At 45.5% G+C, this 11,754-nt stretch carries 10 protein-coding genes; 7 read left to right on the forward strand and 3 right to left on the reverse strand.

Annotated elements, in window-relative coordinates; translation table 11 throughout:
• Positions 1-6: 6 nt before the first annotated feature.
• A complete protein-coding gene (locus A9236_RS04465; protein WP_071465626.1) occupies positions 7-1,239 on the reverse strand; it encodes a CaiB/BaiF CoA-transferase family protein in 1,233 nt (410 codons plus the stop codon).
• 11 nt (positions 1,240-1,250) lie between these two features.
• Positions 1,251-2,129 carry an enoyl-CoA hydratase-related protein gene (locus A9236_RS04470; RefSeq protein WP_071465627.1) on the reverse strand — a complete coding sequence of 293 codons (879 nt, stop codon included), beginning with the start codon at positions 2,127-2,129 and terminating at the stop codon, positions 1,251-1,253.
• Positions 2,130-2,261: 132 nt separating this feature from the next.
• Between A9236_RS04470 and A9236_RS04475 the strand changes: the two genes are divergently transcribed.
• Together A9236_RS04475 and A9236_RS04480 are read left to right on the forward strand one after the other, a co-directional pair.
• A complete protein-coding gene (locus A9236_RS04475) occupies positions 2,262-2,687 on the forward strand; it encodes a PaaI family thioesterase (RefSeq protein ID WP_071465628.1) in 426 nt (141 codons plus the stop codon).
• Positions 2,688-2,884: 197 nt separating this feature from the next.
• Positions 2,885-3,169, forward strand: a complete 285-nt coding sequence (locus tag A9236_RS04480; protein WP_071465629.1) for an H-NS family nucleoid-associated regulatory protein — start codon at positions 2,885-2,887, stop codon at positions 3,167-3,169.
• Between the two features lie 55 nt (positions 3,170-3,224).
• Here the strand turns inward: A9236_RS04480 and A9236_RS04485 are convergent, their stop codons facing one another.
• Positions 3,225-3,923, reverse strand: a complete 699-nt coding sequence (locus A9236_RS04485) for an excisionase family DNA-binding protein (protein WP_071465630.1) — start codon at positions 3,921-3,923, stop codon at positions 3,225-3,227.
• Between the two features lie 301 nt (positions 3,924-4,224).
• On the opposite strand from A9236_RS04485, the gene A9236_RS04490 reads away from it, so the two are divergent.
• The 5 genes from A9236_RS04490 to A9236_RS04510 are packed head-to-tail and all read left to right on the forward strand — an operon-like array spanning position 4,225 to position 11,747.
• Positions 4,225-7,080, forward strand: a complete 2,856-nt coding sequence (locus A9236_RS04490) for a 2-oxoglutarate dehydrogenase E1 component (RefSeq protein ID WP_071465631.1) — start codon at positions 4,225-4,227, stop codon at positions 7,078-7,080.
• A 44-nt stretch (positions 7,081-7,124) separates the two neighbouring features.
• Positions 7,125-8,336, forward strand: a complete 1,212-nt coding sequence (gene odhB, locus A9236_RS04495) for a 2-oxoglutarate dehydrogenase complex dihydrolipoyllysine-residue succinyltransferase (protein WP_071465632.1) — start codon at positions 7,125-7,127, stop codon at positions 8,334-8,336.
• A gap of 12 nt (positions 8,337-8,348) precedes the next feature.
• Positions 8,349-9,785, forward strand: a complete 1,437-nt coding sequence (lpdA, locus tag A9236_RS04500) for a dihydrolipoyl dehydrogenase (protein WP_071465633.1) — start codon at positions 8,349-8,351, stop codon at positions 9,783-9,785.
• Complete coding sequence (gene zapE / locus A9236_RS04505) at positions 9,786-10,889, forward strand: cell division protein ZapE (RefSeq protein ID WP_071465634.1); 1,104 nt, start codon at positions 9,786-9,788, stop codon at positions 10,887-10,889.
• 9 nt (positions 10,890-10,898) lie between these two features.
• Positions 10,899-11,747 (forward strand): 3',5'-nucleoside bisphosphate phosphatase, encoded by an 849-nt coding sequence (locus A9236_RS04510; protein WP_071465635.1) that lies wholly within the window; start codon positions 10,899-10,901, stop codon positions 11,745-11,747.
• Positions 11,748-11,754 lie beyond the last annotated feature (7 nt).

An 11,754-nucleotide genomic window follows, 5' to 3' on the forward strand; every position in this document is an offset into this window, starting at 1 on the left:
ATGAATTTAGGCAATCACTTTTTTATTTTTTAATTCACTTAAATCTTCTGTATTTAAGTGGAGGTACTCACTGAGAATTTCATCGGTATGTTCCCCAAGCAATGGAGGTGCATACCGAATAGAGCTTGGCGTACCATGCATCCTGAGTGGTGTGCCTAGAGTCTTGAAAGAGCCTATTTTTTGATGCTGAACATTTAGCACCATATTTTTGGCTTGTGTTTGTTGTGACGAAAGGGCTTGTTTGACGGTATTGACATTGCCAATAGGAATACCCAGTTTTCTTAATTCGTCAATTAACTCATTACTAGAGTAGCGACTGATTTTATTTTTAATGTGCTCATCCAATACGGCACGATTGTTCACTCTCGCAGCGTTTGTTTTGAAGCGCTCATCATTTGCCCATTCAGGGTTACCCAGAAACTCTGCGAGTTTTGCAAACTGACCATCATTGCCTACTGCTAAAGCAATCATGCCATCGGAGCATCGATAGGTTGTATAAGGAACAATGGTGGGGTGACCGTTGCCATATCTACTTGAGTCCTTGCCTGTTGCTAAGTGGCTATTACCAACATTTGCCAATAAAGCAGTTGCTGTATCAAATAGAGAAACTTCTACCAATTGACCTTTGCCAGTTCGATAGCGTGCCAGCAATGCTGCTTGAATCGCATTTGCAGCCATCATGCCTGTAGCCAAGTCTACGATAGCAACGCCGTATTTAGAGGGCTCACCATTTTCAGATCCAGAGATACTCATTAATCCGGACTCTGCTTGCAAGATGAAATCATATCCGGGCAATCCTGCTTGAGGACCTTCACTCCCGTAGCCGGTAATCGAGCAGCGTACAACCATTGGCGCATGAGTTTCAAACCAGGCTTGATTAAAACCCCATTTTTCTAAGGTCCCCGTTTTAAAGTTCTCAAGTACGACATCAAACTTTGGAATCAATTGCGCTAGCAGAGACTTTCCATCTGCACTTGAAAAATCAATCGTGATACCTCGTTTATTGCGATTGCAACCTAAGAAGTATGCAGATTCACCTTCCAAAAATGGAGGGCCCCAGGCACGCGTATCGTCTCCGCTATTCAAGGACTCGACTTTGATAACCTCTGCGCCGAGGTCTCCGAGCAATTGGCCGCACCAAGGGCCTGCCAAGACACGGCTTAAGTCCAATATTTTTAGACCAGCCAAAGCACCTGCATTGCTTTGCGCTTTGGCTGTCTTGATGTTTTCTGCACTCATCTAGCTGCTGCTTAGTCGCGCATATCTGGTGGAGCATTGAGATTCTTATGGAAACCATCCAAGTAATCTTCTAATGCCGCCTTATTCTTCATGCGGAATTGCTGGAAGTCTGGCTTGCGCCCCTCCAAGAAGGCATTCATACCCTCGAGACTTTCTTCAGATCCCCAAACATAGGCAAGTAATTCCATGCCATGCTGCCAAGAAGCATAGAGTTGGTCGGATTCAAAGTTCAGACTCTTCTTGGTCATGCGGATAGTTTGCGAACTATTGCTCTTGATGTTTTCACACCAGGCTAATGTTTCAGTAAGAAGATCTTTTTCAGCAACGCATTTGTTGATGAGGCCAATTCTTTCCGCTTCTTTAGCTTCAAAGCGTTTTGCTAAAAAGATCATTTCGCGGGCGATACGCTCCCCGACAATACGAGGCAAGTATTGTGTTGCACCAACTGTAGGGCAGGCTCCAACTTTTGCGCCTGTTTGTCCAAATACAGACTTCTCAGACCCAATCACCAGGTCGCACCAAAGGGCTAGCTCATGACCGCCACCAACGCACCATCCATTGACCATCGCGATGACCGGAATAGGCACGCCACGAATGGCCATTGCTAATCCGAGCATGCGATCATTCCACATTGACCCATTTGTGAAAGTGAGTCTTTTCATGGCATAAAAATCACCGCCTGCTGAAAACGCTTTATCGCCAGCCCCGGTAAAAACAATACAAGCTATTGAAGGGTCTTCGCGCGTTAGTTTTACGGCATCAATCATTTCATCTAGGGTTTGCTCTCTAAATGCGTTCAGGACCCTAGGGCGATTGATCGTAATCCATGCCACTTGATCTTTCACCTCTAAGATGATGTCCTTATATGGTTTTTCTGGCTTAATGCTCATTTTGTCTCCATCCACGGTTGTTTATTAAATTATCCGAATAAAGTTTAAATTTCTTTACTCATTAGGAATATAATACACAAATAAGGCAAAATTATCGCTATACAGTTTTCTAAACATACGGATATTTAAAAAATGAGCACAAATCTCGGGTCTGAAAACAACTCCAATGCACAAGCAGTTGATTACTTTGGTCTCAAAATTCCATTTTTGGATGTTTTGGGTGTTGTTCCCGAATACGCAGCAAATGGGAAGGTACGAATTAGCTATACCGTCAAGCCCGCACATACCAATAGCTTTCAGGTTGCACAGGGCGGGGTCATGATGACGCTCTTGGATTTTGCTATGGGAGCAGCCGCCCGAAGTGGTTCCAATCATGACTTAGGCGCTATTACCATCGACATGACTACAAGCTTCTTGCGCCCAGGTTTGGGCAAAATAGTGGTTGAGGGTACTTTATTGAAGGCTGGTAAATCCATTAACTACTGCGAGGCTGTTGCCTTAAATGAGGCTGGAGAAATCACTGCAAAGGCCAGCGGCACCTTTATGTTAAGAAGGTGAGTAGCCCTAGTATTGATATTATTATTTATAATAATTATTAATATTTAATCATTAATTTCTATATAAACCATTGATAAATATAGGTTTATATTAATAAATACCATATTGAATGAATGATTAAATTATCTATATAATAAGACTACGAAATACATTTTTATTAGATATTTCCTATAACTTATTATTCGGAGAAAAAATACGTGTCTTCTTATAAAGAACTATTAGCTCAACGTGAGCAATTAGATAAACAGATTAAAGAGGCAATTGCCCGCGAGAAGTCTGATGGTATCGCTAAAGCAAAATTAATCATTGAGCAATACAACTTGCTGGCCTCTGACTTATTTAGTCGCAAGGCAGGCGGTAAAAGTACTGGTGGCAAAGTGGCTCCCAAGTACCGTAACCCATCAACTGGTGAAACTTGGACAGGGCGAGGTAAGGCCCCTAAGTGGATCGAGGGTAAGGATCGTAGTAGCTACCTAATCTAAGTATCTGATTTAAATAAAAAGGCCGCATCTGCGGCCTTTTTATTACTTCTTAGCTCTAAGTGCATTTCCTAGCCAGGGCTTCCAGAAATAGGGGCTCCAAGAGCTCGTGGCGACTACCCTGATCTAGGGAGGCATCAAGCTCAGGATTGGTGGCGGGGTAACCAATAATCAGCGGGTTTAGGTCAATTAACCCATTTTCAAGCTCCTGCTTAATGCACTCCGTTAAGTGAGGGCGATTGCCATGATTCTCATCCGCCAAGGCAACTACGCCAGGGTGAAGCTTAATAAAGCCTTCATCTACTAGTATAGGAATGCGCTGCGTGTCCTTGTTTTTGCTAAGATAATGGATTAAATGAACCTGTTCTACTGGGGGTATCAGGGCATCCAAAAAGATCAAATCAGGTGCGATCGAGACCGCCTTCATTAAGCCCTCTAGGCTATCGACAGCAACTTCTAGTTCAACCTTAAGCTGCCAATCTTGAATCGATTGCAATAATTCCTCGCTATTCTCGGTTCTTCTGAAAATGCCCATGGCAATACAATTTTGGGTGGTTTTCTGTCGCATAGCTCGTTTTCTGCGTTGTAACTGCTGCTCTAAGGAGCTTGCCAATATGCGGCGATGGCCACCACGAGTCTTCCAAGCGATTAATTCTCCCAATTCAACCATTTTCTGCACAGTTCCTAGTGAGACCTGGAGAACTTTGGCGCTTTGGCGAGTGCTGAGATATTCCATATCTGGCGTGATTGCTTTCATATTTCCCTTTAATTTTATTAATTCACTTGAAGATTTAGAGAATAAAAATCAAATGGATTTGAATCTGTCCGTCAATATTGAAAGCGGGGTAGGAAAGTTCTTATTCATTTTCAATTAATGGGGAAATCCCCCCGAAACCTCTTAAATCAGGGAAAGCCCTTTTTGTGTCTGTGGTCACTCGTGTTAAATTACAGAGGTAGTACCAGTATTTGCACAGATCAATTCGTGGAACGGTAGAGCCGAGAAGCGAATGGTTATAACCACAGTTTTTATTCGGGAAACCCGATGAAAGGTGAGCATCATGATGCAGGATCAAAGAGATAACTCCTATCTCTTCGGCGGAAACGCCCCCTATGTAGAAGAACTCTACGAATCCTACTTGCACGATCCAGCTTCAGTAGCTGATCATTGGCGAGATTATTTTGATAACGTGAAACAGGTTCCGGCTGTGGATGGTTCTTCTCGAACCGACATTGCGCATGGACCAATTGTTGCGTCATTTGCTGAGCGCGCTAAGCAGGGTCCTATCAGAACGATTTCTGATTCGGCTGACTCAGAGATGGGGCGCAAACGCGTTGCTGTTCAGCAGTTAATTGCGGCGTATCGTAACGTCGGTAACCGCTGGGCCAATATTGATCCCTTGAAGCGGACAGAGCGCCAGGATATTCCTGAGTTAGATCCCGCTTTCTATGGATTTGCTGATGGCGATATGGATATCGTCTTCAATACAAGCAATACCTTCTTCGGTAAAACCGAAATGAGCTTGCGTGATTTGTTGCAAGCCTTGCGTGAAACATACTGCGGCACTATCGGTGTTGAGTATATGTTTATTGCCGATCAAAAGATTAAGAAGTGGTGGCAAGAGAAGTTAGAGTCCATTCGCTCAACTCCACGATTTAACGTGGACGAGAAGCGTCAAATTTTGGATCGCTTGACTGCTGCTGAAGGCTTGGAGCGTTACCTTCAAGCGAAGTATGTAGGCCAGAAACGCTTCTCCCTTGAGGGTGGCGAGAGCTTTATTGCTTGCATGGATGAGTTGATCCGCGATGCTGGTAATAAAGGGGTACAAGAGATTGTGATTGGTATGGCCCACCGTGGTCGTCTGAATGTATTGGTCAATACCTTAGGCAAAATGCCAAAGGACTTATTTGCAGAGTTTGAGCATAAGGGTCCTGAGACATTGCCGGCTGGAGATGTGAAGTACCACCAAGGCTTCTCAAGCGATATTTCTACCCCAGGTGGTCCAGTTCACCTCTCTTTAGCATTCAACCCATCCCATTTAGAAATCGTTAACCCAGTAGTAGAAGGTTCTGCACGTGCCCGTATGGAACGTCGTGGTGATGTGTTGGGTGAGCAAGTAATGCCAGTTTTAGTTCATGGTGATGCCGCGATTGCAGGTCAGGGCGTGATGCAAGAAACCTTGGCGATGTCTGAAGTGCGCGGCTATTCCACTGGTGGAACGGTTCACATTGTGATTAATAACCAAATTGGTTTCACTACATCTGATCCACGTGATTTGCGCTCTAGTTTGTACTGTACAGACATCATGAAGATTGTTGATGCTCCTGTATTACATGTGAATGGGGATGATCCTGAGGCGGTAGTTTTGGCTACCAAGTTGGCGCTTGAGTTCCGTATGAAATTCCATAAGGATGTTGCGATTGATATCGTTTGCTTCCGTAAGCTTGGACACAATGAGCAAGATACTCCTGCGATGACCCAGCCATTGATGTACAAAATCATCGCTGCGCATCCTGGTACTCGTAAGCTGTACGCGGATAAGTTGGAAACTCAAGGTGCATTGCCTGCTGGTAGCGGTGACTTGATGGTCAAAGAGTATCGCGCCGCAATGGACGAGGGTAAGCAAACTTCAGATCCAGTTTTAAGCAACTTCAAAGGGAAGTTTGCGGTAGATTGGTCTCCTTTCTTGAATAAGAAATGGACCGATGAAGCTGACACTGCTATTCCACTAACAGAGTGGAAGCGTTTGGCTGAAAAGATTTCAACCATTCCAGAAAACTTCAAGGCACATCCATTGGTAGCTAAGGTCTATAACGACCGTGCAGCCATGGGGCGTGGTGAGGTGAATATTGACTGGGGAATGGGTGAGCACATGGCTTTCGCATCCTTGGTTGCCAGTGGCTACCCAGTGCGTTTGTCTGGTGAGGATAGCGGGCGCGGTACCTTTACTCATCGTCATGCAGTCTTGCATGAGCAAAATCGTGAGAAATGGGACACCGGTACTTATATTGCGTTACAACACGTCACTAAAGATCAGGCCCCATTTGCAGTCATTGACTCCATTCTTTCAGAAGAGGCGGTCCTTGGTTTTGAGTATGGCTATGCTGCAGCTGAACCCAATACGCTGACAATTTGGGAAGCGCAATTTGGTGACTTTGCCAATGGTGCTCAAGTCGTCATCGACCAGTTCATCGCTTCTGGTGAGGTGAAGTGGGGCCGTGCTAACGGTTTAGTTATGATGTTGCCGCACGGCTATGAGGGTCAAGGCCCAGAGCATTCTTCCGCACGTCTTGAGCGCTTTATGCAGTTGTGTGCCGATACCAATATGCAAGTGATTCAGCCTACCACCGCTTCGCAGATCTTCCACGTATTACGCCGTCAAATGATTCGTCAGTTCCGCAAACCGCTGATCTTGATGACTCCTAAATCGCTCTTGCGCAATAAAGAAGCTGCTTCACCATTATCAGAGTTCACAAAGGGTGGTTTCCAAACTATCTTGGGTGAGCGTGATGACACGATTGATGCCAAGAAAGTAACTCGCTTGGTGATTTGCTCCGGTAAGGTTTATTACGACTTGGTGAAGCAACGTGCTGAGAAGAAAATGGATGATGCCGCGATCATTCGCTTGGAGCAGCTCTATCCATTCCCGCACAAAGCATTGACTGCTGAATTGAAGAAATATCCAAAATTAGAAGAGGTAGTTTGGTGTCAGGATGAGCCACAAAACCAAGGCGCATGGTTCTTTGTTCAACACAACATTTTAGAAAACATGTCTGAAGGTATGAAGCTGTCTTATGCAGGTCGCCCTGCATCTGCTTCGCCTGCTTGCGGATATGCGCATCTCCACCAAGAACAGCAGAAATCTCTTCTCAATGCGGCGTTTGCCAAATTAAAAGGTTATGTGATCACGAAATAATCGTCTTCATTACTCAACATACATATAAATAAACAGGATTAATCATGGCTATTTTCGAAGTTAAAGTTCCCCAACTCTCTGAGTCAGTTGCTGAAGCAACTTTATTGCAATGGAAAAAGAAAGTCGGCGATGCAGTTGGTCAAGACGAGATCTTGATCGAAATCGAAACCGACAAGGTGGTTCTTGAAGTTCCAGCTCCTTCAGCGGGTGTTTTGACAGAGATCGTTGTCGGTGACGGCGGTACGGTTGTTGCAGAGCAATTGATTGCTAAGATTGACAGTACAGCAGTTGCCGCTGCTGCTCCTGCTGCAGCCGCAGCCCCAGCACCTGCAGCTACACCGGCTGCTGCTCCTGCGGCCGCAGCAGCTCCTGTCAAAGCTACTAGTGCAGCCGCAGCTCCCTCAGCGGCAAAAATTCTGGCAGAGAAAAATATCGATGCAGGTCAAGTTTCCGGTTCTGGACGTGATGGACGTATTACCAAAGGTGATGCATTGAATGCTTCAGCCGGTAGCACGAAGTCTGCTGCATTACCAAGCGCTCCAATTCCAACTGGTGATCGCCCAGAAGAGCGAGTTCCAATGAGTCGCTTGCGTGCTCGTATTGCCGAGCGTTTACTTGAGTCCCAGGCGAATAACGCCATTTTGACCACCTTTAATGAAGTCAATATGGGTCCTGTAATTGCACTGCGTAATAAATACAAAGACCAGTTTGAAAAGGTCCATGGCGTGAAGTTGGGCTTCATGTCTTTCTTTGTTAAAGCTGCGACACATGCTTTGAAGAAATTCCCACTCTTGAATGCTTCTGTTGATGGTAATGACATTGTTTATCATGGTTACTTTGATATTGGCATCGCTGTAAGCTCGCCACGCGGTTTGGTAGTTCCAATTCTGCGTGATGTGGACCAAATGAACTTAGCTGATATCGAGAAGAAAATTGCTGAGTTTGGCAACAAAGCTCGCGAGGGTAAATTGTCAATTGAAGAATTAACTGGCGGTACATTCTCCATCTCTAACGGCGGTGTATTTGGTTCCATGCTCTCAACACCAATCATCAATCCTCCGCAATCGGCCATTTTGGGAATTCATGCAACTAAAGACCGCGCTGTAGTTGAGAATGGTCAAGTAGTTGTTCGCCCAATTAACTACCTTGCCTTGTCATATGATCACCGCATCATTGACGGCCGTGAAGCTGTGCTTGGTCTAGTCGCCATGAAGGATGCTTTAGAAGATCCTTCACGTCTCCTCCTTGATTTGTAAGAAGGAAAGATCATGAGCCAAGTTTTTGATGTAGTTGTAATTGGCGGTGGCCCTGGTGGTTACATCGCTGCAATTCGTGCAGCGCAACTCGGTTTTAAAGTTGCCTGCGCTGAATCCAATAGCTATGATGATCCTAAAGGTGAGCCACGCTTAGGCGGAACTTGCTTGAACGTCGGCTGTATTCCATCGAAGGCCTTATTGGCTTCCTCTGAAGAATTCGAGAAGATTGGCCATCATGCTGCCGATCATGGAATTAAGGTTGGCTCTGTCAGCATCGATTCTAAAAAGATGGTTTCACGTAAAGATGACATCGTTACCAAAATGACTGGCGGCATTCAGTATCTGTTTCGTAAGAACAAGATCACTTTATTAAAAGGGCATGCCTCTTTCGAAGGTAAGGGTGCTGACGGCTATCAAGTCAAAATTGATGGCAAAGATAAAGAGACGGTTACCGCTAAGAATGTCATCATTGCAACCGGATCTAAGGCACGTCATTTGCCTGGCCTGACAGTAGATAACATCTTGATCTGCGATAACGAAGGTGCTTTGAAGTTTGATTCAGTCCCCAAGAAATTAGGAGTGATTGGTGCTGGCGTGATCGGGTTAGAGCTCGGTTCTGTATGGCGTCGCCTTGGCTCAGAAGTAACCGTGCTTGAGGCATTGCCTTCATTCTTGGCTGCTTGCGATGTCAGCATCGCTAAAGAAGCGCAAAAGCTTTTTGTCAAACAAGGTTTAAACATCAATATGGGTGTCAAGATTGGCGATGTCAAAGCGGACAAGAAGGGTGTAGTTGTAAATTACACCGATAGCGCTGGTAAAGCAGCTAAATTAGAATGCGATCGATTAATCGTCTCAGTTGGCCGCATACCTAATACGGATAAATTGGGTTTAGACAAAATTGGCCTCAAGGTAGATGAGCGCGGCTTCATTCCAATTGACGACCATACTTGTGCAACTTCAGCTCCTGGTGTTTACGCTGTGGGTGATGTAGTGCGTGGACCAATGTTGGCGCACAAAGCAGAAGACGAAGGCGTTTTGGTTGCCGAAGTGATTGCTGGTCAAAAACCGCATATTGATTACAACTGCATTCCTTGGGTCATCTATACCGATCCAGAAATTGCGTGGGTTGGCAAAACAGAGCAGGCACTCAAAGAGGCTGGCATTGCTTACAAAGCCGGTCAATTCCCATTTGCAGCCAATGGTCGCGCCTTAGGCATGGGTCGCTCTGATGGTTTCGTCAAAGTATTGGCTGATGCTAAAACCGATGAAATTCTTGGCGTACATATTATTGGACCAAATGCTTCTGACTTAATTGCTGAAGCTGCTGTAGCAATGGAATTTAAAGCGGCAGCTGAAGATATTGCACGCATCTGTCATCCGCATCCAAGTTTGTCAGAAGTAATGCGCGAAGCGGCTTTAGCGACAGATCAACGCGCATTAAATATGTAATTGAAAACCATTGAGTTTTACCAACAAGAGTTAAAAACGCGCGGGTATCAAAGTGATCCCGCGCAGCTTCGTGCTGTTGAGCGTTTACAGCAGTGTGAAGACGAGTGGATTGCGTATAAAGAAATCCGCAGTAATAGTCTCAAGAAAAAAATATTTAAGCCGAATCTACCCCGTGGCCTTTACCTATGGGGTGGGGTAGGCCGTGGCAAATCCTTTCTGATGGATTGTTTTTATGCTGCCTCACCATTGGAAAAAAAGGTTCGCATTCATTTCCATGAATTCATGCGTGAAGTACATCGTGAATTACATGAGCTCTCTGGCCTATCTGATCCCTTGGATGAGCTTGCTAAGCGGATTTCAAAGCGCTACCGCCTCATTTGTTTTGACGAGTTTCATATTAATGACATCGCTGACGCCATGATCCTGTATCGCTTACTTAGCGCGCTATTTGAGGATCGCGTCCAGTTTGTGATGACATCCAACTACCGTCCTGATCAACTCTACCCAAATGGCTTGCATCGCGATCGCCTCCTTCCAGCAATTAAATTGCTGGAAGAAAAACTGGATGTTCTGAATGTGGATGCTGGTAATGATTACCGTCGGGTGCAGATGGCTCAGGTGGAGGCATACTTAACGCCGCTAAACGAGAAGACCGACCAACGTCTATTAGAAATGTTCGCAGGTCTGATTGGTAACCAGCCGGAGCAGTTCAATCCAGTATTAAATATAGAATCCCGTGAACTTAAACCCTTGCATATGGGTGACGGGGTAGTCTGGTTTGATTTTCAAACCCTATGCTGCGGGCCTCGCTCACAAAATGATTATTTAGAAATTGCCAATCAATTTCATACGGTAATTTTGTCCGGGGTGCCCTATATGCCCCCTAGGATGACCAATGAGGCACGCCGTTTTATATGGCTGATTGACGTTTTGTACGACCATAAGATCAAGCTAATCATGTCTGCCGAGGTGCCGGCTTCTGATCTGTATACAGAAGGTCAAATTACTGCCGAATTCTCTAGAACAGTGTCCCGCTTGATTGAGATGCAGTCCCGTGACTACCTTGATGCGCCGCGGCGGGTAATTGATACCAGCTTGACCTAAAATAGGGTCATGAGCAGCTTTCCCACCCTAAATGCCGATTTGCATTGCCACTCCGTGGTCTCTGATGGCACATTGACGCCTGAAGTATTGGCGGAGCGTGCTCAAGCAAATGGCGTACATCTATGGGCATTGACTGATCATGACGAGCTTGGTGGCCAAGAGCGCGCGAGAGCTGCGGCGAACGCTCTCAAAATGGATTATGTATCAGGAGTAGAAATCTCTGTAACCTGGATGGGTCAAACAATTCATATTGTTGGTCTTGGGATTGATGCCAATCACGCTGGAATTATTGAAGGCTTGCGCCAAACTCGTGATGGTCGAGCGAATCGTGCAAAGTTGATGGCCGAGCAACTACTCAAAGTAGGTATTCCTGGAGCCTATGAAGGCGCACTTCATTTTGCCGGTAACCATGATCTTATCTCCAGAACGCACTTTGCTCGTTATCTGGTGGAGCAGGGCGTTTGTCGCGACACAGAAGAAGTTTTCAAAAAATATTTGGTTGAAGACAAGCCTGGTTATGTTCCACATCAATGGGCAACGCTGGACAATGCAGTTGCTTGGATTAAAGGATCTGGCGGCGTGGCGGTAATTGCGCACCCTGGACGCTATAAGCTCACAGCATTGCAGATGAGTGAGCTCTACCAGCACTTCAAAGATATTGGTGGTCTGGGGATTGAAGTTATCACTGGTAGTCACAGTCCGGACCAATACAAAACTTATGGAAAGATTGCCCAGCAGTATGGTTTTCTTGCCTCGCGGGGGTCTGATTTTCATGACCCGGATGAAAGTCATGTTGATTTAGGAATGCTTCCCCATTTACCTGATCATCTGACCCCTGTCTGGTCTGCATTTCATTAATACAATT

The organism is Polynucleobacter sp. QLW-P1DATA-2 (assembly GCF_001870365.1).
GTDB lineage: Bacteria > Pseudomonadota > Gammaproteobacteria > Burkholderiales > Burkholderiaceae > Polynucleobacter.